The organism is Aliiroseovarius crassostreae (assembly GCF_049803815.1).
Taxonomy (GTDB): domain Bacteria; phylum Pseudomonadota; class Alphaproteobacteria; order Rhodobacterales; family Rhodobacteraceae; genus Aliiroseovarius; species Aliiroseovarius crassostreae_A.
Genome location: NZ_JBNAGI010000003.1, coordinates 30,151 through 52,048 on the forward strand (window position 1 = coordinate 30,151; position 21,898 = coordinate 52,048).

Annotated in this window: 21 protein-coding genes and 1 tRNA gene; 13 read left to right on the forward strand and 9 right to left on the reverse strand. The window is 61.0% G+C overall.

The genetic code is table 11. The features are described from left to right. Positions 1-25 precede the first annotated feature (25 nt). Positions 26-490 carry a redox-sensitive transcriptional activator SoxR gene (gene soxR, locus ACP15V_RS09395; protein WP_424943430.1) on the forward strand — a complete coding sequence of 155 codons (465 nt, stop codon included), beginning with the start codon at positions 26-28 and terminating at the stop codon, positions 488-490. Between the two features lie 90 nt (positions 491-580). Here the strand turns inward: soxR and ACP15V_RS09400 are convergent, their stop codons facing one another. Beyond that, entirely contained in the window at positions 581-1,426 is an 846-nt protein-coding gene (locus ACP15V_RS09400) for a DUF6920 family protein (RefSeq protein WP_424943431.1), read from the reverse strand. 149 nt (positions 1,427-1,575) lie between these two features. Between ACP15V_RS09400 and ACP15V_RS09405 the strand changes: the two genes are divergently transcribed. Beyond that, positions 1,576-2,190, forward strand: a complete 615-nt coding sequence (locus ACP15V_RS09405; protein ID WP_424943432.1) for a TetR/AcrR family transcriptional regulator — start codon at positions 1,576-1,578, stop codon at positions 2,188-2,190. A 221-nt stretch (positions 2,191-2,411) separates the two neighbouring features. On the opposite strand, the gene ACP15V_RS09410 is transcribed toward ACP15V_RS09405, so the two are convergent. Continuing rightward, positions 2,412-3,098, reverse strand: a complete 687-nt coding sequence (locus ACP15V_RS09410) for a response regulator transcription factor (RefSeq protein WP_424943433.1) — start codon at positions 3,096-3,098, stop codon at positions 2,412-2,414. A gap of 259 nt (positions 3,099-3,357) precedes the next feature. Here ACP15V_RS09410 and ribA point away from each other — a divergent pair, with 259 nt between their 5' ends. Together ribA and ACP15V_RS09420 are read left to right on the forward strand one after the other, a co-directional pair. Further along, a complete protein-coding gene (ribA, locus tag ACP15V_RS09415) occupies positions 3,358-4,449 on the forward strand; it encodes a GTP cyclohydrolase II (RefSeq protein ID WP_424943434.1) in 1,092 nt (363 codons plus the stop codon). 26 nt (positions 4,450-4,475) lie between these two features. Further along, positions 4,476-4,964: a L,D-transpeptidase family protein gene (locus ACP15V_RS09420; protein WP_424943435.1), complete on the forward strand. Its 489-nt coding sequence runs from the start codon at positions 4,476-4,478 to the stop codon at positions 4,962-4,964. A 301-nt stretch (positions 4,965-5,265) separates the two neighbouring features. On the opposite strand, the gene ACP15V_RS09425 is transcribed toward ACP15V_RS09420, so the two are convergent. Further along, on the reverse strand, positions 5,266-5,919 hold the full coding sequence (locus tag ACP15V_RS09425) for a YggS family pyridoxal phosphate-dependent enzyme (protein WP_424943436.1): 654 nt from the start codon (positions 5,917-5,919) through the stop codon (positions 5,266-5,268). 92 nt (positions 5,920-6,011) lie between these two features. Further along, positions 6,012-6,902 carry a porin gene (locus ACP15V_RS09430; protein WP_424943437.1) on the reverse strand — a complete coding sequence of 297 codons (891 nt, stop codon included), beginning with the start codon at positions 6,900-6,902 and terminating at the stop codon, positions 6,012-6,014. Between the two features lie 347 nt (positions 6,903-7,249). Here ACP15V_RS09430 and ACP15V_RS09435 point away from each other — a divergent pair, with 347 nt between their 5' ends. After that, positions 7,250-7,762: a DUF3576 domain-containing protein gene (locus ACP15V_RS09435; protein WP_424943438.1), complete on the forward strand. Its 513-nt coding sequence runs from the start codon at positions 7,250-7,252 to the stop codon at positions 7,760-7,762. Between the two features lie 260 nt (positions 7,763-8,022). On the opposite strand, the gene ACP15V_RS09440 is transcribed toward ACP15V_RS09435, so the two are convergent. Then, on the reverse strand, positions 8,023-9,288 hold the full coding sequence (locus ACP15V_RS09440) for a glycosyltransferase (RefSeq protein ID WP_424943439.1): 1,266 nt from the start codon (positions 9,286-9,288) through the stop codon (positions 8,023-8,025). A 165-nt stretch (positions 9,289-9,453) separates the two neighbouring features. On the opposite strand from ACP15V_RS09440, the gene leuS reads away from it, so the two are divergent. Genes leuS through holA form a run of 3 tightly spaced genes read left to right on the forward strand, consistent with a single transcriptional unit; the run spans position 9,454 to position 13,524 of the window. Further along, entirely contained in the window at positions 9,454-12,012 is a 2,559-nt protein-coding gene (leuS, locus tag ACP15V_RS09445; RefSeq protein WP_424943842.1) for a leucine--tRNA ligase, read from the forward strand. Positions 12,013-12,049: 37 nt separating this feature from the next. Next, complete coding sequence (gene lptE / locus ACP15V_RS09450; RefSeq protein ID WP_424943440.1) at positions 12,050-12,502, forward strand: LPS assembly lipoprotein LptE; 453 nt, start codon at positions 12,050-12,052, stop codon at positions 12,500-12,502. Beyond that, positions 12,499-13,524 carry a DNA polymerase III subunit delta gene (holA, locus tag ACP15V_RS09455; protein ID WP_424943441.1) on the forward strand — a complete coding sequence of 342 codons (1,026 nt, stop codon included), beginning with the start codon at positions 12,499-12,501 and terminating at the stop codon, positions 13,522-13,524. Before lptE ends, holA begins: the two co-directional genes overlap by 4 nt. Positions 13,525-13,807: 283 nt before the next feature. Here the strand turns inward: holA and ACP15V_RS09460 are convergent, their stop codons facing one another. Together ACP15V_RS09460 and ACP15V_RS09465 are read right to left on the reverse strand one after the other, a co-directional pair. Next, positions 13,808-14,983, reverse strand: coding sequence for a TIGR03862 family flavoprotein (locus ACP15V_RS09460; RefSeq protein ID WP_424943442.1), 1,176 nt, complete (start codon positions 14,981-14,983; stop codon positions 13,808-13,810). After that, positions 14,980-16,314: a mechanosensitive ion channel family protein gene (locus ACP15V_RS09465; protein ID WP_424943443.1), complete on the reverse strand. Its 1,335-nt coding sequence runs from the start codon at positions 16,312-16,314 to the stop codon at positions 14,980-14,982. The genes ACP15V_RS09460 and ACP15V_RS09465 overlap by 4 nt, the downstream gene beginning before the upstream one ends. A gap of 153 nt (positions 16,315-16,467) precedes the next feature. Between ACP15V_RS09465 and ACP15V_RS09470 the strand changes: the two genes are divergently transcribed. Continuing rightward, a complete protein-coding gene (locus ACP15V_RS09470; protein WP_424943444.1) occupies positions 16,468-16,686 on the forward strand; it encodes an HNH endonuclease in 219 nt (72 codons plus the stop codon). A 305-nt stretch (positions 16,687-16,991) separates the two neighbouring features. On the opposite strand, the gene ACP15V_RS09475 is transcribed toward ACP15V_RS09470, so the two are convergent. Both ACP15V_RS09475 and ACP15V_RS09480 read right to left on the reverse strand, forming a co-directional pair. Further along, complete coding sequence (locus tag ACP15V_RS09475) at positions 16,992-17,606, reverse strand: enoyl-CoA hydratase/isomerase family protein (protein WP_424943445.1); 615 nt, start codon at positions 17,604-17,606, stop codon at positions 16,992-16,994. Then, the gene (locus tag ACP15V_RS09480) at positions 17,603-18,358 is read right to left on the reverse strand and encodes an SDR family oxidoreductase (protein WP_424943843.1); all 756 of its coding nucleotides are present in this window, start codon (positions 18,356-18,358) and stop codon (positions 17,603-17,605) included. Before ACP15V_RS09480 ends, ACP15V_RS09475 begins: the two co-directional genes overlap by 4 nt. A 111-nt stretch (positions 18,359-18,469) precedes the next feature. Here ACP15V_RS09480 and ACP15V_RS09485 point away from each other — a divergent pair, with 111 nt between their 5' ends. The 4 genes from ACP15V_RS09485 (at position 18,470) to ACP15V_RS09500 (ending at position 21,877) form a co-directional block, all read left to right on the forward strand. Next, positions 18,470-19,828 carry a TldD/PmbA family protein gene (locus ACP15V_RS09485; protein ID WP_424943446.1) on the forward strand — a complete coding sequence of 453 codons (1,359 nt, stop codon included), beginning with the start codon at positions 18,470-18,472 and terminating at the stop codon, positions 19,826-19,828. After that, positions 19,829-20,596 carry an inositol monophosphatase family protein gene (locus ACP15V_RS09490; RefSeq protein ID WP_424943447.1) on the forward strand — a complete coding sequence of 256 codons (768 nt, stop codon included), beginning with the start codon at positions 19,829-19,831 and terminating at the stop codon, positions 20,594-20,596. 116 nt (positions 20,597-20,712) lie between these two features. Continuing rightward, on the forward strand, positions 20,713-21,765 hold the full coding sequence (locus tag ACP15V_RS09495; RefSeq protein WP_424943448.1) for a LacI family DNA-binding transcriptional regulator: 1,053 nt from the start codon (positions 20,713-20,715) through the stop codon (positions 21,763-21,765). 35 nt (positions 21,766-21,800) lie between these two features. Further along, positions 21,801-21,877 (forward strand) — tRNA-Arg (locus tag ACP15V_RS09500). Positions 21,878-21,898 lie beyond the last annotated feature (21 nt).

Consider the following 21,898-nt stretch of genomic DNA (forward strand, 5'->3'; position numbering starts at 1 on the left):
TCGAAACTTGCACAAGGATCGCCCCATGGACCGCCGCAACGAAATCTCAATCGGAACATTGGCAGATCGCACCGGCTTGGCCGTGTCGGCGATCCGCTATTACGAAACCCAGGGGCTGGTCTCGCCCGAACGCAACGCGGGCGGGCAGCGGCGGTTTTTGCGATCAGATATTCGACGGCTGAGCTTTGTGATGATCGCGCAGAAATTTGGCTTCACCCTCGACCGTATCCGTGAGGTGCTGGGCCGCCTGCCGCAAAACCGCACCCCCACGGCAAAAGACTGGACCGTAATCTCGCAAGACTTCCGCGCCGAATTGGACGAACAAATCGCCGCCCTCACGCGTCTCAGAAACAAGCTCGATGGCTGCATCGGCTGCGGCTGCCTCTCGCTCGACCGCTGCGCGCTTTACAACCCCGACGACGTGGCCGCCAACAAGGGCGCCGGGCCGCGCTATTTGATGGGGGATGCGGCGGTCCGGCCGGAGGATTGAGCGGGGGTATCCTTTTTACAGACAGCAGACTGTTCTGAAGCCGGTCAATGGGGGGCACGCTCCCCTTCATGCCGCCCCATCATTCAAACCTTATTCAAAAGAAATACTGGTCAGCTCAGCCTTGAAAAACGGATAAGTTTTGCCCGCAGCCGCCCGCGAAATGGTGAACTGATGCGGGATCATCATATTGTCGATCCGGCGATAATCAGACCGCGTCACATGTTCACCCGAGCCATGATAGGGCGTGTTCAAATCGCCATCTTCTTCCGCCGACAAATGGGTGATACTGCCGTCCGCCGCAAAGTGAAACAGCATCGCGGCCTGAAGCCCATCGGCACGGATAACCGCGCGTGCGCTGCGATCATCCACCGCTTCCCATGTGACCGGTCCACCGGGCAGCAAGGCCTGCGGATAGAGCGGGCTTTCCAACAGCCAGCGCCGCAGGGAAATCCGGTTTAGGTCCTCCGATTCCCGTTCATCCACCACTGTGACCGTCGACAGGATCTTGGCCTTCATTTCCATTTCACCTTCTGCAAAAAAGTCATAGGCGCGCGCCCAGATGCCGGGATAGATCGGCGTGGTCGCGGAAAACATCAGGGCCGGAGTGCCGACGGCAATGACCTGTTCCGACGTGGTGGGTTCGAAATGCTCCTGCTGCGGGCGGCGGAAATCTCCTGCGGCCTCAAGGCGGACGGCCGTGTGGGGGGCAACCGGCCCTAGAAAGGTAAAGTTGAAATAGCGCTGCACCGGGGCTGGCAACCGGGCAATTGCGATGGCATCAAATTCTGGCGCAGGGGCATTGGCGGCAATGGCGACCACCCGATCGCGAAAGGCCTGAATATCACGTTCGGTCTGGCCTGACTGATACCAGACAATCCCGGACAGCGCGGCGGCACAAAGCGCGACCCCGACGGCGATATTGCGTAAAACTCTCATCGTGAAACTCCTGTTCTTTTAAAATATCCCGGCAGATCTGCCCTTGGGATAGGGTGATCATCGTACATGCGTGTACATCATTGACTTATCGGTACACTGATGTACGATTTGCGTCAAGAAAATATGCCAGGGTAAACTGAAAGCCGGATATGAGCGACGAAAAACAAGATCAAAGACGCAGGCAAATCGAACGCGCGGCGATGGAGCTGCTGGCCGAAAAGGGATATCGCAGCACAAGTATGTTGCAGATTGCCAAACGCGCCTCGGCGTCAAACCAGACGCTTTATGCGTGGTATGGCAACAAACAGGCCCTGTTCAAAGGAATCATCGAAGAGAACGGTCAGGCGGTCTGTCAGTTTCTGGATCAGGCGCTGAACGACCACACTGACCCTCTTTTGGCGCTCAGGGCGTTGGGGGTTCATCTGCTGCGTTTCACCACCGACGACAAGGCCATCACCATGAACCGTGCCGCGATCATCGATGCAACTGAAACCGGGACACTTGCCGAAGCGGTTGATCATCTGGGCCGATACAAGGTGTTTCAACTGATTTGCGACCTGATGACCGAATTGGCCGAGACCGGGCATTTCAAGCTGGATCGTGACGCAGAGGACGCGGCAGGAAATTACGTCAACCTGCTGTTTGGCGAAGTGCAGATGCGACAGGCGCTGGGGGCATTGCCGGCCCTATCCGAAGACGACATAAAGCAACGCGCCGACCGGGCGTTTGATCTGACCTGCCGCCTGTACCGCCCAACACATTAACGCGGTTGGATTTAACCTGTGTCCGCGCAAAACCGAATCGCGGCAAAAGATAGCCATGTCGCGGGCGTTGCGGAATGAATTTGGAAGAGCATGTGTCCTACGCCTATCCCGAAGTGCTTTCCCCCTGGACAAAAAATGGAAAAAAAGCCCGGGCGCGAAGCCCGGGCAGTCAGACAGGGAGGATTGCGCCATAACCCCGGCGCAGAGGGATCTTTTCGCGGTCAGCCGTTCAGGCGATAACCGCCGCTTTCGGTGACCAGAATGCGCGCATTCGAGGGATCGGGTTCGATCTTTTGGCGCAGACGGTAGATATGTGTTTCCAGCGTGTGGGTGGTGACACCCGCGTTATAGCCCCAGACCTCGTGCAGCAGCACATCCCGGGCCACCACACCATCTGTGGCGCGGTAAAGAAATTTCAAGATGTTGGTCTCTTTTTCCGTCAGGCGGATCTTACGATCATCCTCGGTGATCAGCATTTTCATCGCCGGTTTGAACGTATACGGCCCAAGCTGGAACACGGCGTCTTCCGATTGTTCATGCTGGCGCAGCTGGGCGCGGATCCGGGCCAGAAGCACCGGGAATTTGAACGGTTTGGTGACGTAATCATTGGCCCCCGCATCCAGACCCAAAATGGTGTCGGCATCGGTGTCATGGCCGGTCAGCATCACCACGGGGCATTTCACCCCCTGTTTGCGCATCACCCGGCACAGCTCGCGCCCATCGGTGTCTGGCAGGCCCACGTCCAGAATGACCAGATCGTAAATCGCCTCTTTCGCCTTCACAATCGCCTCGGCGCCGTTCCCCGCTTCGAAGACGTCAAACTCTTCGGTCATCAACAGCTGTTCGGCCAGGGCCTCGCGCAGGTCTTCGTCATCATCCACCAGCAGAATTTTCTTCAGATTCGACATTCAAACTCTCCCTTTCGTTGGGCGCCCCGCGCCGGTCAGCCCCCGGTGCGTTCAGTTTCGCGTTTTCCAAGAGATGTGACGGGCACACGGGTTTGACAAGCTTTGCAACAGAACGCTCACGCCCTCGTGTCCCCAACCTCAGCAAATCGTGGGAAATGTTTCAGAGTTTTACCGAAATCGTCGGTAACGCCCCCACCGTCGCCCTTTCCCATTCCCCTCGCGCGCGCGGCGCACTAGATATGGGAACAAGGAGAGCGCCATGACCCGATTTGCGGACCTGATCCCGGATCTGAACGAGTTGATTGCCCGCGCCCGTGCCGATCTGCGCATGGGGGTGCCGGTGGTGCTGATGCAAAACGGGCGCGCGGTGATCGCCGCCGCCGCCGAAACCTTGGCTGCCGCCCGGCTGCGCGAGCTGCGTGGGTTGGGTGACCCGGTTCTGGCGATCACCACAAGGCGGGCCGAAACGCTCAAGGCGCGCGCCTATTCCGACACGGTGGCCCGGGTTGTCCTGCCGGATGAGGCCGACACCCGCTGGATTGCCGCCATTGCCGATCCGGCGGATGACCTGACCCACCCGATGAAAGGGCCGCTGACCACCCGTCGCGAAGGCGATGATGGGCTTGAGGCACAGGCCGTGTCCCTGACCAAATCGGCGCAGCTTCTGCCCGCGGCGGTGGTGGTGGAAATCGCCGAGGCCGAAGAGCTGGCCCGGGATCACCTTCTGACCGTATTGCATCTGACCGATGACCACGTGGCGGCGCTCAACCTGGTGCCGATTGTGCACGCCCGCCTGCCAATGGCCGCGTCAGAGGCGGGGCGGCTGCACATCTTCCGCCCCGAAGATGGGCGCGAGGAACATTACGCCATCGAAATCGGCCGCCCGCCGCGCGACAAACCGGTGCTGGCAAGGCTACATTCCGCCTGTTTCACGGGCGACGTGCTGGGCAGTCTGAAATGTGACTGCGGCCCGCAGCTGAACACCGCGCTGCGCCGGATGGGCGAGGCCGGTGCGGGCGTGTTGCTTTACCTCAACCAGGAGGGACGCGGCATTGGGCTGGCCAACAAAATGCGCGCCTATTCACTGCAGGATCAGGGCTTTGATACGGTCGAGGCCAACCACCGGTTGGGTTTCGAAGATGATGAACGCAATTTTGGCATCGGGTCCGAGATCCTGAAAACCATGGGGTTCTCATCCGTGCGCCTGATGACCAACAACCCGCGCAAGGTCGAGATGATGCAGGCCACCGGCATCGAGGTCACAGAACGGGTGCCGTTGAAAGTGGGCGAAGGCGCGCATAACGCCGCTTATCTCGCCACCAAGGCGCGCAAATCCGGGCATATCCTGTGACGCGCCCATTGCCGCGCCGCCAAGATATGATCGTCACCCGTTGGGGTGCGCGGTTCATGGGGCGACAGATCCCTTGCGCCATTGGCCGTGGCGGCATGACGGATAACAAGCGCGAAGGCGACGGGGCCACGCCCAGCGGCATCTGGACGCTGCCCGCCGGTATGTACCGCGCGGATCGGCGCGCCGCACCGGCAACCACCCTGCCCCTGCGCCCCATCGGCCCACAGGATCTGTGGTCTGACGCGCCCGAAGATCCAAACTACAACCATCTGATCCGCGCACATCGTTATCCGCACAGCCATGAAAAGCTGCGCATGGGTCCGCCGCTATACGATGTGTTCCTGATCTCGGATCAGAACTGGCCAAATGCCATACCGGGCGAAGGCTCCGCGCTTTTTGTGCACAATTGGCGCAGACCCCGATATCCCACCGCAGGGTGCATCGCCTTTGCGCTCAATGACCTCAACTGGATCCTCGCCCGCTGGCAACCCGACAGCCGCATCCTCGTGCGTTGATCCTCATTTTCTGGGTATAAATATCCCCGCCGGAGGCACAGGCTCACGAAGTGAGCCACCCCCAAGCCTGTCGACCGACAGGGAGAACAGGCGCGGGAGCATCCTCTTCTCAAGGGGCGCCTTCGCTCATGCTCCGTCGCGCTGTCGGTGGCTCACTTCGTGAGCCTGAAGGGGCGTTGCCCCTCGCCGCATTGAGGCCAGGGCTCCGCCCGTTCTTCGGGCGAAACAGGCCCCCAGCCTGTTTCCGAGTAGCCCTTGAACCCCGGGATATTTTCATCCAGAAAATGAGAAATGGACCGGATCAGCTATAGTCGCGTTCGCCGAAGATGGCGGATCCGACGCGGACGTAGGTTGCCCCCTGCGCGATGGCACGCTCAAAATCGCTGCTCATGCCCATGGACAGCTCTGACAGGCCATTGCGCTTGGCAATTTTGGCGAGCAGGGCAAAATGCAGGCTGGGCTCTTCGTCGGCGGGGGGAATGCACATCAGCCCCTCGATGGGCAGGTCCAGTTCGCGGCATTCGGCGATGAAAGCATCGGCATCCGTCGGCAGTACCCCGGCCTTCTGCTCTTCCTCGCCGGTGTTCACCTGGATCATCAGGCGCGGACAGTGGCCCTCTTCTTTGGCAATACGGGCAATGGTGCGGGCAAGTTTTGGGCGGTCGACGGAGTGGATCACGTCAAACAGACCCATGGCCTGGCGGGTCTTGTTGGTTTGCAGCGGGCCGATGAGGTGGAGTTCAACGCCGTCAAAGCGGGATTTCAGATCCGGCCATTTTCCAGCCGCTTCCTGCACCTTGTTTTCGCCAAAGACGCGGTGGCCTTCCTCCAGCACCGCCACGACGCGGTCCAGCGGCTGCACCTTGGACACGGCGATCAGCTTGGCAGAACCTTCCGGATGCCCAACGCGGGCTTCTTCTTTGGTGATGCGGGCCTGAATATCGGCAAGGGGCATGGGAAACCTCGTCAGAGAATCGTTTATCCACATGTCCCAAAAGAAAAGAGCGGGCACAAGGCCCGCTCTTCCCTCGTAATAATCCGTGAGGATTAGAACGACATGGTGATGCCGAGGTCAGCAACGGTCACGTTGTTAACTTCGCCAACAGCGCCGGCCAGGGTGGCGCCGCCGCCCAGGTCGTAGCCGAAGCCGATGCCGTAACCTTCAGCGTTAGCTACGTCGTCTTTCGAGTAAGCTGCGGTGATGGTGGTGGCACCCATGGTGTAACCAGCGGTCAGACCGTACGATTCACCAGCGGTCGAAGTCGACAGAACACCGTTGATCGAGAAGGCGTCGATGGAAGCACCCAGGCCAACCGAGAATACGTCGGTGCCGTTGCCTTCGTCGTAACCAACTGCAACCGTGTAGTTGCCCATGGCGTACTTGGCAGCGATCGAGAATTCGTTTTCTTGAACAACCGGATCAGCGGCGGTGAAGGTTGCCGGAACAGCGGCAGCGCCGGTGCCCGAGGTGCCGTGTGCAACAGCGTGGTTGGTCGAACCGTTCCACGAAGCAGCAACGGTGAAGTCACCGAAGGTGCCGGTGTACATCAGCGAGCCTTTGTCGTTGGCGTCGATTTGTGCTTCAGCGATGTTGTCGGTGCCGATGCCGTCGAAGCCCAGGTCGCCAACGCCGATGTGTGCGTCAACAGCCGAACCAACGTCGCCAGCAGCCAGCTTGCCGAAGCCGCCTTCGATGTAAACAACAACGTCGCCCACGCCACCAGCGGTGATGGTCATGTCTGCGCCGAAGGTCAGGCCACCGTCGGTTTCGCCGGTCATGGCAACGGTCAGCGTGATTTCACGGTGCAGGATCAGCTCTTCAGCTGCGCCATCGTTGTACTTCAGACCCATGTTTGCGCCGCCCGAGAAGGCGATGTCAGCCGAAGCTACGCCAGCGGTTGCTACCAGTGCGGTGGAAGCGAAGAGAATCTTTTTCATTTCGTTTTCCCTTGTGTGTTTAAGAGTGCACCTCAAATCGGGGAATCCGAATTGAGTATGGGGGTGTTTTTCCTTGTCCGGCGTCGCAATGCAAGCGCAGCAGCGGGTGGGAAATCGATTGGGGCTGATATTGGTGCTTCTTTGCCACAGTTTGTTCACAGGACTCGCGAACTCACTGAAACATACCGAAACAAAAGGGATTGCCCGGCATCAGCCCCCAATGGCGCATCCCCTTTGCCTGCCGCGACTCGCTTGGCTGAAACACGCTTCGAGGTCGGGAAAACGCTTGCCCGCCTTAGGGGGCTTATATACTAACAAAGAGACTTTGGGATAACGGGGCTTTTCTGATGAGCAGTTTTCGGAAATCTACGGCAGGTCTTCTGCTGGTTGTGGGCTTGGCCCTTTCGGCATGTGGCGGTGGCAGCGGGTCGGTTGGATCCGGCAATCTGTTCCGCACCTCTGGCGGCAAGACCCAGCAGGCCGGTGTGCAACACACCCGTCAGCCCGAGGAAAAGCGCGAAACCATCTGGGATCTGTTCAAGAACGTGGATGACCCGAACACCACGGTTGAGGTGAACAAGTATATCTGGAACGCGGCGCTGGAGACGTTGAACTTCATGCCCGTCAAGGCGGCGGACCCGTTCACCGGCATTATCGTCTTTGATTATGGTCGTCCGCCCGGTGGTGGCTCGGCCTATAAGGCCACGGTTTACGTGAAAGACCCGGCGCTGGACGCGCGATCATTGACGGTGGCGCTTTACTCGCGGTCTGGCCCGGCCAGCACGGCGGCAGTGCGCAGGGTTGAAGATGCGATCCTGACCCGCGCACGGCAATTGCGCATTCGTGACGGCAAGCTGTAAGCCATTCAATACTATGGAATGTGAAGGCGCGTCCCGGTTGGGGCGCGCTTTTTGTTTGTTCGACCTGTCAGGCGTGGAACTTGTCGGGAGTGTAAGGGGCGCTGCCCCTCGCCCTTCGGGCTCACCCCGAGGTATTTTCGGCAAGAGGAAGGGGGGAAGGACGCCCCTAAGACGCCCATGACATTGATATCTCTTACGGCGTTTGGGGGTTTCCCTGTGTCAGGTTAAAACCGAAACGCTTTCCTGTCAGCGCGTTAATGTCAGCGCGCCACGTGTTCGGGCGGGGCGGGTGGCCTGTCGTAAAGCATCTGCACCCAGTCGAGCAGGCGCGGCAGACAAGAGGTGGTGAGGTCGTAGTTTTGCTGCACCACGGCGCGCGCGGCCTGGCCAAGGCGGGTACGCTCTTCTGGGTCCTCCAGCAGGGCGGTGATGGTGTCGGTCAGTGCCTCATGGTCGTGAAAGTCAAACAGGCGCGCGGTTTCGCCGTCGCTTAGCACCTCTTCCACCGGTTCGGTGCGGCTGGCGACAATGGCGGCCTCAACGGACATGGCTTCCAAAAGCGACCAGCTGAGCACAAAGGGGTAGGTCAGATAGACATGCACGCGGCTGACCTGCAGCATTTTGGTGAACTGATCATAGGGAATGCGGCCCAGGAAATGCACCCGCGCCCAGTCTTCGTCTGAGATCTGGCCGCGCACCTCGTCGATATAGATCTGTTTCCAGCTTTGCCCTTCGGGGGGCCGCGCCCCGTAGGAGGTTTCGTCGCCTCCGGTGATCAGCACCTGAGCATTGGGGCGTTCGCGCAGCAGGCGCGGCAGGGCGCGCATGAAGATGTGATAGCCGCGATAGGGTTCGAGGTTGCGATTGACGAAGGTGATCACCTCGTCATTGCGCGTCAGGGGGCGCGTCAGCGCGGGGGTGCCCTCGGCCTGAAACACCACATTGTCGTCGCGGGTCAGTGTGTCGGTGCGGATCCCGTCATGGATCACGCTGATCTTGTCCCGAAACGCCTGCGGGAAACTGTCGGCCTGAAAACGGGTGGGCGACAGGCCCGCATCGCCGATGGCGAAATGCAGGTGGTTGGTGATGTTCTTCATGCGCAGGCGCAGGATGTCATCCGGGGTGACGTCGCCCTCAAATTCCGCCTGCTCGGGGCCATTGTAAAACTCGCAGAAAAGACCCAGCCGGGCATCGGGCCAGACATCTTTCACAAAAAGCGATTCCCCCCAGCCGGGATGGGCGATGATCACATCAGGGGTAAAGCCCCCCTCGCGCAGGCGGGTGGCGGCCTTGAAGAAACTATGCGCGCGGATGAGATGCGTGTTGGTGTTGATCAGCCAGGGATGCGGGTTCGTGGCATCCTTGGGCACATCCAGCGTATAGGGCAGCACCTTCACCCCGTTCCACAGTTGCGGTTCCTTTACCCGCAGGGTCAACGCCACACATTCATGGCCCTGCGCGGCCAGCGCCGGGGCCAGATGCACAAACTGTCCCGGAAAATTCTGGTGGATGAAAAGGAGTTTCATGGGGCCTGCCTGACGAAGATCACTCGATATTTATAATTCTGACGTGTTTACGGCAGATTATCGCGGGTGTTCCCCTTTGGATAGGGCAAGAAGGCTGGACGCCGCCGCGCCTGCCGCTTATCACCGGAAAGAATTTGCGCGAAAGACATGCGAAAGGTCATCTGGATGAGCCGCTATACCGCCGCCGACATCGAAGAGAAATGGCAAAAGGCCTGGGACGAGGCCGGGATTTTCACCGCCAAGCGGGACGAGACCAAGCCGAAATATTACGTGCTGGAGATGTTCCCCTACCCAAGCGGCCGCATCCATATGGGCCATGTGCGCAACTATACGATGGGCGATGTGATCGCGCGGTATAAATCAAGCTGTGGCTATTCGGTGCTGCACCCGATGGGCTGGGACGCGTTTGGGATGCCCGCCGAAAACGCGGCGATGGCGCAGGGTGGCCACCCCGGCACCTGGACCTATGACAATATCAAGACGATGAAAGGCCAGATGAAACCGCTGGGCCTGTCGATCGACTGGTCGCGCGAATTTGCCACCTGTGATCCGGAGTATTACGGCCAGCAGCAGGCGATGTTCATCGATTTCATGGAACGTGGTCTGGTGTACCGCAAGAACGCGACCGTGAACTGGGACCCGGTGGATATGACCGTGCTGGCGAACGAACAGGTGATTGATGGTTGCGGCTGGCGTTCGGGTGCGCCGGTGGAACGCCGCGACCTGACGCAATGGTTCTTCAAGATCTCGGATTATTCGGGCGAGTTGCTGGACGCGCTGGACGGGCTGGAGAACTGGCCCGAGAAGGTGCGCACCATGCAGGCCAACTGGATTGGCCGCAGCCAGGGTCTGCAATTCTCGTTCGAGCGCGTGGATGGCGGCGACGGGATCGAGGTTTACACCACCCGCCCCGACACGCTGATGGGCGCGTCATTTGTCGGCATTTCACCCGATCACCCGATTGCCAAGGAATTGGAAGCGCGTGACCCTGAAGTGGCCGCGAAGATTGCCGAAATGCGCAAGGGTGGCACCACCGAAGAGGCGATTGAGACCGCCGAAAAGCTGGGCCTCGACACCGGCATTCGCGTGAAACACCCGTTGGATCCCAATTGGGAACTGCCGGTCTGGATCGCCAATTTCATCCTGATGGATTACGGCACCGGCGCGATTTTTGCCTGCCCGGCCCATGACCAGCGCGATTTGGATTTCTGCCGCAAATACGACCTGCCGGTGAAAGACACGTTCCTGTCACTGGACAATCCGCAACCGGTGGAAAACGAAGCCTTCGTGCCCGGCAAAACCGAAAAGGTGAAATGGCTGGATCACTTTGCCGGCCTTGATGAAGCCACCGGCGAAGAAGCGATTGAGGCCACGGTGAAATTTGCCGAAGAGGCCGGTTGGGGCAAGGGCGTGGAACAGTTCCGCCTGCGCGACTGGGGCCTGTCGCGTCAGCGTTACTGGGGTTGCCCGATCCCGGTGGTGCATTGCGACGACTGCGGCGTGGTGGCCGAGAAGAAAGAAAACCTGCCGGTCAAACTGCCCGAGGATGTGTCGTTTGACGTGCCGGGCAACCCGCTGGACCGTCACCCGACCTGGCGCGATTGCGCCTGCCCGAACTGCGGCAAGCCCGCCAAGCGTGAAACCGACACGATGGACACGTTTGTCGATTCGTCCTGGTATTACGCGCGCTTCACTTCGCCCGGTGCGGCGACGCCCACGGATGCCGAAGAGGCCGCGTATTGGATGAATGTCGACCAGTATATCGGCGGCATCGAACACGCGATCCTGCACCTGCTCTATTCGCGCTTTTTTGCCCGCGCGATGAACATCTGCGGACACCTGCCGGACAGCGCGAAGGAACCGTTCAACGCGCTGTTCACGCAGGGCATGGTGACCCACGCGATCTACAAAAACGCCGAGCGCACCGATGAAAACGGCCGCGCGATTTACCACTACCCCGAAGAGGTCGAGGACCGCGACGGAGCGATGGTGGTGAAAGAGACCGGCGAGAAGGTCGACGTGATTCCCTCCGCCAAAATGTCGAAATCGAAAAACAACGTGGTCGACCCGGTGAACATCATTTCGGCCTTCGGCGCCGACACCGCGCGCTGGTTTGTCCTGTCCGACAGCCCGCCCGAGCGCGACGTGGAATGGACCGCATCGGGGGCAGAAGCCGCGCACAAGCACCTGTCGCGCGTCTGGACGCTGTGTGATCGCATCCACGACATGGATGACACGCCCGGCGAAGGGGATGAGGATCTGTTGCGCGAAATGCACAAGGCCATCCATGACGTGACCATGGGCATCGAAAGCTTTGGCTTTAACGCCGCGATTGCCAAGCTCTATGGGTTCACCAATACGCTGGCGAAATCCAAGGCCGGGAAGGCCGCGAAACGGCAGGCAATCATGACGCTGGCACAGCTGATGTCACCGATGACCCCGCATCTGGCCGAAGATATCTGGGCCCATCAGGGCGGAGTGGGGCTGGTGGCCCAGGCCCCCTGGCCCAAGGCCGATGAGGCAATGCTGATCGAAGATACCGTGACGCTGCCCATTCAGATCAACGGCAAACGCCGCGCGGAAATCAGCGTGCCCAAAGATATGGACAAGGCCGAGGTTGAAAAAATCGCGCTGGCCGAAGATGCTGTGATCCGGGCGCTGGATGGTAAGACGCCCAAAAAGGTCATTGTTGTACCGGGACGTATTGTGAATGTGGTTGTCTGATCGCCGTAAATTTCTGACAAGTCTCCTCGCAGGCGGTGTGATCACCCTCGCTGCCTGCGGGTTTAGCCCGGTCTATGCACCGGGCGGCACGGGCGACGGCCTGCGTGGTTCAGTTGCCGTGGATGCGCCCGACACAAGCGAAAGCTATGAATTTGTGAAGGCGCTGGAGGAACGGCTCGACCGTAACCTTTCAGCCCCCTATCGGCTGAGCTACAAGATCACCACCAAGACCCAGGGCCTTGGCGTGACACCCGCGCAGGAAATCACCCGCACCCAGATCCAGGGCGCGGTGGAATACCAGGTGATCGCCGTTGGCACGAGCGCGGTCGTGCATGAAGGCGCGGTGTCGAACTTCACGTCCTATTCTTCCGAAGGGTCAACCGTATCGACCGCCACCGTGGAACGCGATGCCTATCGTCGCCTGATGGTGTCGCTGGCCGATCAGATCACCACACGTTTGATGGCAACCTTCTCGGGCTGGGGGGCATGAAGCTCAGCCCACGTGACGCCGGGCGCTATTTCACCAAGCCCGAGGCCCATCGCACCGGGGTGCTGATCTTCGGCACCGATCCGATGCGCGTGGCCCTGAAACGGCAGGAACTGATCGCGGCACTGATTGGCCCCGAGGGCGAAGAAGAAATGCGCCTGACCCGCATCCCGGCGGGGGACTTGCGCAAGGATCCGGCGATGCTGTCGGATGCCATCAAGGCGCAGAGCTTTTTCCCCGGTCCGCGTGTGGCTTTTGTCGAAGACGCCACGGATCTGATCGGCGATATTGTCACCAAGGCGCTGGAGGACTGGCAAGAGGGCGACGCGCAGGTGGTGATCACCGCAGGGTCGCTGAAACCCAAGGGCAAGCTGCGCAAGCTGTTTGAGGGCCACCCAAACGCCTATGCCGCCGGGATCTATGATGACCCGCCGACGCGCGAAGAGATCGAGGCTGATTTCAAACGCGCAGGTTTGGGCGAGGTGGACCGCGAGGCGATGAATGACCTGATGGGCCTGTCGCGCGACCTTGATCCGGGGGATTTCCGCCAGACCATTGAAAAGCTCGCGCTTTACAAACTCTCTGACCCAACCCCGGTCACCCCCGACGACGTGTTGGCCATGGCCCCTGCATCCACCGAGGCCGAGCTGGACACGCTCCTGCATATCGTGGCCGAAGGCAAAACCGGCGAAATCGGCCCGGTGCTGTCGAAACTGCAGGCCCAAGGCACGGCCGCCGTGGCGCTGTGCATCGGCGCCACCCGGCACTTTCGCGCGTTGCACGCCGCCAGTTCCGACCCCGGCGGACCGGGACAGGGCATCAACCGCCTGCGCCCGCCGGTGCATTTCAAGAACCGCGACCGCATGGTGCGTCAGGCCCAGAACTGGGGCACGCACCGCCTTGAAAAAGCACTGGAAACGCTGATTGAGACCGATCTTGCGCTGCGGTCGTCGCAAAAAGCGCCGCAGTTGGCCCTGATGGAACGCACCCTGATCCGCCTCGCCATGCTGGGCGGTCGCAGATAGGGGCGCTGCCCCTCGCAAGACAAGCTTGCTCACCCCGGGATATATTTGATTAGAAAATGAAGGGAGGCCCGCAGACCTCCCCGAAACGAGTGACCTCATTTCCTAATACGGCCATCGGCGTCCCCGCCTGTTCCGCCCGTCCAAACTACACAAACGTGGTTAACAATTCCTTATTTTCTAATCAGAAATATCCCGGGGGAGACCGAAGGTCGGGGGCAGCGCCCCTTCTCAGGCTCACAAAGTGAGCCACCAAAAGCGCGCCTGAGCGTAAGCGAAGGCGCCCCTAATCTTTCAGATAATGCACAGCGGCCCGCCCTGCATGACGTCCGGTGGCCAGGCACGCGGTGAGCAGGTAGCCTCCGGTTGGCGCATCCCAATCGAGCATCTCGCCACAGGCAAAGACACCAGGCAAAGATCGGATCATCAACCCATCGCTGAGATCGTCAAACCGCAGCCCCCCCGCCACGGAAATCGCCTCATCGATCGGGCGCAGCCCGTCATGGCGGATCGGCAGAGCCTTGATCAGGGCGGCCAACGCATCCGCTTCCTGCGGCAAGGGGCGGGCAAATTCCTGCAGGAGGGCGATTTGCGCGGGGCCGAGTTTCAGTTGTTTGCGCAGGTGGTTGGTGAGCGTGGTTTTGCCGCGCGGTTTTGCAAGCCGCGCGGCCACATCGACTTGATCCCGTCCGGGCACCAGATCCACCATGAGCTTCGCCCCTTCGCGCACCGGGCGGGACATGGCGTAAATGGCGCTGCCTTCAAGGCCGCGGGCCGAGATCACGAATTCTCCTTGCACGGACACCTCGCCTGCGGTCAGGCGCGCGGGCTTGATCGGGCAACCGAAATGCTTGGCCATATGGTCAGACCATTGCACCACCAGCCCGGCGTTGCTGGGCTGAAAGGGGGCGATCTCCACACCCCTCTCCGCAAGCCACGGCACCCAGGCCGCATCTGACCCCAGCCGCGCCCAGCTGGCCCCGCCGAGCGCGAGCACGGTTGCGTCTGGGGACGTCACCATGCGGCCTTCGGGGGTGTCAAACACCAACGCATCGCCTTGCCACCCAGTCCAGCGCCAGCGGGGTTTCAGGGTCACGCCAAGGCCGTCCAGCTCTGACAGCCAGGCCCGCAAGAGCGGCGAGGCCTTCATCGCGGTCGGAAACACACGGCCTGATGAGCCGGTGAAGACCTCTTGCCCCAGCGCGCGCGCCCAGTCCATGACCGCGTCCGGGCCAAACTGTGCCGTGATATCCCGGATCCGGGGGGCGCCGGAATAGGCGCTGAGGAAGGGGTCAAGCGGTTCATCCTTGGTCAGGTTCAACCCGGATTTGCCCGCCATCAGAAACTTGCGCGCGGGCGAGGGTTTGGCCTCGGCCACGGTCACGCGGACCCCGGCGCGCGCCAGTTCGCTTGCCGCCATCAGGCCCGCCGGCCCCGCCCCTATCACCAGTGCGGTTTTCACGCGGGCAGCGCCTCGTTGTTCGACCTGTTTTTCACTTCCACAACACGATGCGGGAAGGGGATTTCGATGTTGTTTTCCTTCAGCGTTTTCCAGATCTGCACCATCACGCGCGGGGTGAACTTGTTGCGCCCGTCATCAATGCCTTCCACCCAGAATTCGAGCGCAAAATCGATGCCGCTGTCGCCAAAGGCGCGCAATTCACAATCGGGCATGTGTTCGGGTGTGTCGGTCAGCACGAAGTCGAGCGCGCCCACCGCCTCTTCCACCAGCCTTGCGACCTCTTCCACGTCGCTGTCATAGCTGACGGAAAATGGTGCCTCGTAGCGGTTGGCGCTGCCCGCGTCCGAGTAGTTCACCACGCGGGTGGTGATGAAATGTTCGTTCGGCACCACAATCCAGCGCCCATCAAAGGTTTCGAGGATGGCGGCGCGCGCGGTCATTTTCACGATGGTCCCGGCCTCGCCGCCATCGAGTTCCACGTAATCGCCCACGGTGGCCTGCCCTTCGAGCAGCAAGATCACGCCGGAGATGAAGTTTGACGCGATCTGCTGCAGGCCAAAGCCCAGCCCAACACCAATCGCACCACCCAGGACGGCCAGCGAGGTGAGGTTCACGCCCATGATATTCATCAAGACCAGGAAGGCCGCGCCAAAGATACCGATCTCGGCCGCTTTGGCGGCCAGTTCGCGGGTGGCCGGGCGCATGTCCTGTTGTTGCTTGATCAGCTGGGCGGACTGGTCGTTGGACCAGCGGCCAAACCAGAAGATGATCCCACCCACCACGGCAAAGCGGATGGCGAAGAGCAGCGAGAAGCTCATATTGCCGAGCGGCACAACCGCATTGTCCAGCCATTCCATCGCCGGATCCAACAGACCGATTGTATAAAGGGCCGCCACCGGAATCAGCACGTATTTGCCGAGCAGCTTCAGGAACGGATCCGCCAGGATTTCACGCGCGAAGGCGCGCACAGCCAGGAACAGGAAAATGCGTTTCCCGAATGCAATCACGGCACCAGATCCGAAAACAGAGCGCGTGACCGCTTCGCCGATCCCGGTGAAGGCAAAGGCCAGCAGCGGTAGCATGAGAGGCAGGAACAGAAGCGCAAAGTTCATGATCTTCGCAAAAATGTCGCCCCGGCCTTTTTTCGGCGTCAGGTATTTCAGGATCAGCGGGGTCAGTTTTCCATTGGCGTAGCGCGCGGCCAGATAGGCCACAACCAGCAGCGCAAATTGCGACCAGGCGGCGGGGGAGAGCAGCCAGCTTTGCGCCAGTTCCCAGACCGGTTCGATATATTCCCAAGCTTTCTGTACGATTTCCGGTTGGTCTTCCATCTGACACCCCTTGCGACGATACTCGTCGTAATCTGCAATGAATTTGCTCAGGTTGATAGGGGGTTGGAGGTGGAGAACAAGGGGGGAGATCCGATTTGTCCGCTCTGTGGGCGGGGGATCCCGCCTGACGTCAGGCAAAGTCGGCACCATCTGGTGCCCCGGCTACGTGGGGGAAAGGGCGGTGAGACGGTGTTGTTGCATCAGATCTGCCACAACCAGATCCATCTGGTGGCAAGAGAGACAGAGCTGGCGCGGGTATATAACACCATCGATGCCCTGCGCGCGCATCCCGACCTGGCGAAGTTCATCCGCTGGGTCGCGACGCGCCCGCCGGACTATTATGCGGTGACGAAAGGACCACGGCGTCGGTGAGTCGCCGGATGCCAAGGGCGCCTTTGCTTACGCTCAGGCGCGCTGTTGGTGGCCTCGCGTCGCTCGGGCAGGGTTGATATGCGCCGCTGCGCGTCGCGGTCAGGGGCGCTGCCCCTCGGCCTGTCGGCCTCACCCCGGGATACTTCCGGACCAAAGATGGGAGGGGCGTGCTCCTCTTCTTTCTATTTCCAGACATTGGGCTCCGCCCGTTTGCTACCTGAAATGATCCCCCGGATCATTTCCAAGAAGGTTCAAACTCCCCGCCGGAGGCGCGCCAGGCGGACCGCACGCGCGCTGGGTGCAAATCAAGCCGGCACCATCGCCTTCATTCTCGCCACATGATCCGGGCTTTGGCCACGGGCGTGATCGGCGAGGTCGAGGGCGGCGGTCATCAGCGTGTCGCCATCCTCAATGCGGTCGATCAGCCCCCAGGAGAGCGCTTCGTCGGCGAGTATCTTTTGCCCTGCCATCAGGATCATCTTGGCGCGTGCGGGGCCGATCAGGGCGGCCATGCGGGCGGGGTCTGAAGGTTGCGGCAGGAAGCCCAGTTTCATCACGGGATAAAAGAACTTGGCCGTTGGCACCGCGATGCGGATGTCACAGGCCAGCGCCATGCCCATCGCCCCCCCGGCCAGCGTACCATTGAGCGCCGCAATGGTCAGACAGGGGGCCTTTGCGATGGCGCCCGACAGCCGTTCCCACACATCATCGGTGGCCAGGCCTGCGCGCGCCTCATCAAGGTCGGCGCCTGCGGAAAACACCTTGCCCTCGCCGGTCAGGATCAGCACGCGGGCATCGCCTGCGGCATCCTGAGCGATCTGGGCCAGCTCCTCCAGCATCGCTTTGGTGAGCGAGTTCGCCTTGTCCGGGCGGTTGATGGACACCGTCCAGACGCCATTTTCCTTGGTCAGATTGATCATCCAAATACCTTTGCACGTTTGCGGATCTCGACATCCCGCAATGAAATTTCTTCGCCTTTGAACTCGTCCGCATCCGGGCCGCACATCCACAACAGCGCGCGCGCCACCCATTCGGGCGGGATGTGATCGTCCCAGTTGAGCTGCGCCACGGCGTTGATGCCAGAGGTCTTGATCTCGCGCTGCATTTGCGTCGCCACGGTTCCGGGCGACAGGCCGATGGCGCGAATGCCCTTGCCCGCGCCTTCCTTGTGCAGGGCCTTGGTCATCATATGCACACCGGCCTTCGAGGCACAGTAATGCGCCCATCCTTCCAGCGCGTTATGGGCGGCCCCCGAGCTGATCGTCAGGACAGATCCGCCGCCCTGTGCCGCCATGATCGGCATCACCGCACGCATCCCGTAATAGACGCCTTTCAGGTTCACATCGATCACGTGGCCCCATTCCTCCGGGTCGCTGGTGATCAGCGGGCCAATCGGTTCGATCACGCCCGCGTTGTTGATCAGCACATCAATACGACCAAACTTGCGCATCCCGGCATCCACAGCGGCCTTTACATCCGACCATTTCGACACGTCACACGGCACGGCCAGCGCGCGATCCTCGCCGATGGCCTTGGCGATGGCATTGATTTGCGCCGCCCCGCGCGCGGTCAGCACCACATTTGCGCCAGCGCTTGCAAAAATATGCGCCGCGGCTTCGCCAATTCCGCGGCTTGCCCCGGTGATCAGCACTGTTTTTCCCGTCATATCCAGCATGTTACGCGCCTCCTTCCCTTTAGCCTAACGAATGGTTTTCGCTTAGGCCAGACTTGCGGGACGGGTTTGGGCAGTTTACCTGAGAGAGGACACAGTGAAGGAACCGCCATGACCTCGCCCGAGACATCCCGACTTCAGACCCTGACCGAACAATTGCTGGACGCCGCCAAACGCGCAGGGGCCGATCAGGCGGATGCGCTGGCGGTGGATGGGACATCTGTGTCAATCGACGTGCTGGGCGGCAAGCTGGAACATGCGGAGCGCTCGGAGGGTGTGGATATTGGGCTGCGGGTTTTGATTGGCCAGCAGCAGGCGATTGTGTCGGCGTCGGATACGTCACAGGCGACCATCGACGAGATGGCCCAGCGCGCGGTGGCGATGGCAAAAGAAGCGCCCGAAGATCCGCATATCCGGCTGGCGCGCGCCGATGAGATTGCCACATCGTGGGATCTTGCCCCGTTGGAGCTGGCCGATCCGTCTGCCGAACCCGACCCGGCGGATCTGGAGCGCGATGCGGCCGAGGCGGAAGCGGCGGCGCTGGCGGTCAAGGGCATCACGCAGGTTTCATCCGCGTCGGGCGGCTATGGGCGGCATCAGTTCCATCTGGCGACCTCAAACGGGTTTTCAGGCGGCTACGGGCGCACCAATCGCGGCACCTCGGTGGTGGCGATCACTGGCGAAGGCGCCCATATGGAGCGCGATTATGCGGGCGAAATGCGGGTGTTTCAGGCGGATCTGCCCAGCCCGGTTGAAATTGGCACCAAGGCGGGGGAGCGCACGGTTGCCATGGCCGGGGCAAAGAAGCCGCCCACGGGGGCCTTTCCGGTTTTGTATGACGAACGGGTCTCAGCCTCGTTGATCGGTCACCTGCTGGCGGCCGCCAACGGGGCGATGATTGCGCGCGGGTCCAGCTGGGCGCGGGAATTGTTGGGGCAGGAGGTGCTGCCCAAAGGGTTGGATCTGATCGAAGACCCGCACCGCGCCCGCGTCACCGGATCGCGCCCGTTTGATGGCGAAGGGTTGGCGACGCGCCGCCGCAAGATCATCGAAAATGGGGTGCTGACCGGTTGGACGCTGGATCTGGCGACCGCCGCGAAACTGGGCATGGACAGCACCGCCAGCGCGTCGCGCGGCACGTCTTCACCCCCCGGCCCGTCGATTTCCAATGTCAGCCTCACGCAAAGTGACAAATCGCGCGAGGATCTGATCCGCGAGATGGGGACCGGGCTGATTGTCACCTCGATGATCGGATCGACCATCAACCCCAATACCGGCGACTATTCGCGCGGGGCGTCTGGCTTCTGGGTGGAAAATGGCGAGATTGTTCACCCGGTCAATGAATGCACCATTGCGGGCAACCTGATCGACATGCTGAAAACGCTGGTCCCGGCCAATGACGCCGAGGCGCATCTGAGCCGTCTGGTGCCCAGCCTGCTGGTCGATGGCATGACTCTTGCGGGGGCGTAAGTGAGCGATCTTGACCTTCTGATTGATGCCGCACGCGCGGCGGGCGAGATCTCGATGGGGTTCTTTCAGGACGACCCGGAGACCTGGCACAAAGAGGGCGATCAAGGCCCGGTGACCGAGGCCGATCTGGCCGTGGACAGGATGTTGCACGCCGAGCTTCTGGGCGCGCGCAACTATGCCTGGCTGTCCGAGGAAACCGAAGACACCCTGGCACGGCTGGATGCGGACAGCGTGTTTATCGTTGATCCCATAGATGGCACCCGCGCCTTTATCGAAGGGGCCTATCACTGGTCCCACTCGCTGGCGATTGCCACCGGGGGCATTGTGCAGGCGGCGGTGGTGTACCTGCCGGCCGCAAACAAGCTTTATGCCGCAGAACGTGGCAAGGGGGCGACGCTGAATGGCGCACCGCTGAGGGTTTCGACACGGGGGGAGATCGACGGGGCCACGGTGCTGGCCGCCAAACCCAACCTGGACCCATGGTTCTGGAAAGGGGCCAAGGCACCACCGGTGACCCGCACCTTCCGATCATCATTGGCCTATCGCCTGTCCCTGGTGGGTGAGGGGCGATTTGACGCGATGCTGAGCCTGCGCGGCACCTGGGAATGGGACATCGCGGCGGGCAGCCTGATTGTCGAAGAGGCGGGCGGTGATGTGAGCGACCGCCGCGCCGGGCTGGTGCGCTACAACAACCCAACCCCGATGGTGAACGGGCTGGTTGCGGGCAACCCGGATGTGCATCATGCACTTGTTGCGCGGCTTCTGTGACCACAGATCAGATCCTGTAAGGTTTTGTTAGAACTAACATTCAGGGAAATAAGGCTTTGCGGATCGGATATCAGGCGCTAACACTATAGGCACTGAATTCGAAAGAGGTGCCCGTATTGTCTGATCAGCCGTCCACCCCCGCCGCATCCACCCAAAATCGCCGCCCTTTGACCCTGCGCGACGTGTCCGAAGCTTCGGGCGTCAGCGAGATGACCGTCAGCCGCGTGCTGCGCAACCGCGGGGATGTCAGCCAGGCGACACGGGAAAAGGTTCTGGCCGCGGCGAAAGAGCTGGGATACGTGCCGAACAAGATCGCGGGCGCCTTGGCCTCGCAACGGGTGAACCTGGTGGCGGTGATCATCCCGTCGCTGTCCAACATGGTCTTCCCCGAGGTGCTGACCGGTATCAATCAGGTGCTGGATGAAACGCCGCTGCAACCGGTGTTTGGCGTGACCCAATATGACCCGGAGCGCGAGGAAAAAGTCCTTTATGAAATGCTGTCATGGCGGCCATCAGGCGTGATCATCGCCGGGCTGGAACACAGCGAAAACGCCAAGGCGATGCTGCGCGCCGCGGGCATTCCGGTGGTGGAGATCATGGACACGGACGGGCCCGCGATTGACGCCTGCGTGGGCATTTCGCACCGCCGCGCCGGGCGAAAAATGGCCACGGCGATCCTGAAGGCGGGCTATCGCAATATCGGCTTTCTCGGCACCAAGATGCCGCTGGATCACCGCGCCCGCAAACGGTTTGAAGGGTTTACCGAGGCGCTGGCCAAAGAAGGCGTCGAGATCATGGACCGCGAATTTTACGAGGGCGGATCGGCGCTGGCCAAAGGGCGTGAAATGACCGAGGCGATGCTGGAACGCTCGCCCGAGATCGACTTCCTCTATTACTCCAACGATATGATCGGGGCGGGTGGCCTGCTTTACTGTCTCGACAAGGGCATCGACGTGCCCGGTCAGGTGGGGCTGGCGGGGTTCAACGGGGTGGAGCTTCTGGACGGGTTGCCGCGCAAACTGGCCACAATGGATGCCTGTCGGCTGGAAATTGGCCGCGCCGCCGCCAAAATCATCGCGGATCGCGCCAATGACAACGGTCTGGCGGGGGGGGAGCGGGTGGAACTTGCGCCCAAAATCGAACCGGGTCAGACGCTGAAACGCCGCTAGACAAGCGGGCTGACGCCAATTAGACGAACACCGTCGGTCCCGTGGCTCAACTGGATAGAGCAGCCCCCTCCTAAGGGGCAGGTTGCAGGTTCGAATCCTGCCGGGATCGCCAGTAACACCATTAGAATAAATC

Excerpts from the sequence above, each read along its gene's own strand:
- ACP15V_RS09475 (WP_424943445.1), bottom strand. The coding sequence starts at position 17,606 with ATGATCAATCTGACCAAGGAAAATGGCGTCTGGACGGTGTCCATCAAC.
- ACP15V_RS09410 (WP_424943433.1), bottom strand. The coding sequence starts at position 3,098 with ATGTCGAATCTGAAGAAAATTCTGCTGGTGGATGATGACGAAGACCTG.
- ribA (WP_424943434.1), top strand. The coding sequence starts at position 3,358 with ATGACCCGATTTGCGGACCTGATCCCGGATCTGAACGAGTTGATTGCC.
- ACP15V_RS09420 (WP_424943435.1), top strand. The coding sequence starts at position 4,476 with ATGATCGTCACCCGTTGGGGTGCGCGGTTCATGGGGCGACAGATCCCT.
- ACP15V_RS09405 (WP_424943432.1), top strand. The coding sequence starts at position 1,576 with ATGAGCGACGAAAAACAAGATCAAAGACGCAGGCAAATCGAACGCGCG.
- holA (WP_424943441.1), top strand. The coding sequence starts at position 12,499 with ATGAAGCTCAGCCCACGTGACGCCGGGCGCTATTTCACCAAGCCCGAG.
- ACP15V_RS09425 (WP_424943436.1), bottom strand. The coding sequence starts at position 5,919 with ATGCCCCTTGCCGATATTCAGGCCCGCATCACCAAAGAAGAAGCCCGC.
- ACP15V_RS09440 (WP_424943439.1), bottom strand. The coding sequence starts at position 9,288 with ATGAAACTCCTTTTCATCCACCAGAATTTTCCGGGACAGTTTGTGCAT.
- soxR (WP_424943430.1), top strand. The coding sequence starts at position 26 with ATGGACCGCCGCAACGAAATCTCAATCGGAACATTGGCAGATCGCACC.
- ACP15V_RS09435 (WP_424943438.1), top strand. The coding sequence starts at position 7,250 with ATGAGCAGTTTTCGGAAATCTACGGCAGGTCTTCTGCTGGTTGTGGGC.
- ACP15V_RS09485 (WP_424943446.1), top strand. The coding sequence starts at position 18,470 with ATGACCTCGCCCGAGACATCCCGACTTCAGACCCTGACCGAACAATTG.
- ACP15V_RS09430 (WP_424943437.1), bottom strand. The coding sequence starts at position 6,902 with ATGAAAAAGATTCTCTTCGCTTCCACCGCACTGGTAGCAACCGCTGGC.
- ACP15V_RS09465 (WP_424943443.1), bottom strand. The coding sequence starts at position 16,314 with ATGGAAGACCAACCGGAAATCGTACAGAAAGCTTGGGAATATATCGAA.
- ACP15V_RS09400 (WP_424943431.1), bottom strand. The coding sequence starts at position 1,426 with ATGAGAGTTTTACGCAATATCGCCGTCGGGGTCGCGCTTTGTGCCGCC.
- leuS (WP_424943842.1), top strand. The coding sequence starts at position 9,454 with ATGAGCCGCTATACCGCCGCCGACATCGAAGAGAAATGGCAAAAGGCC.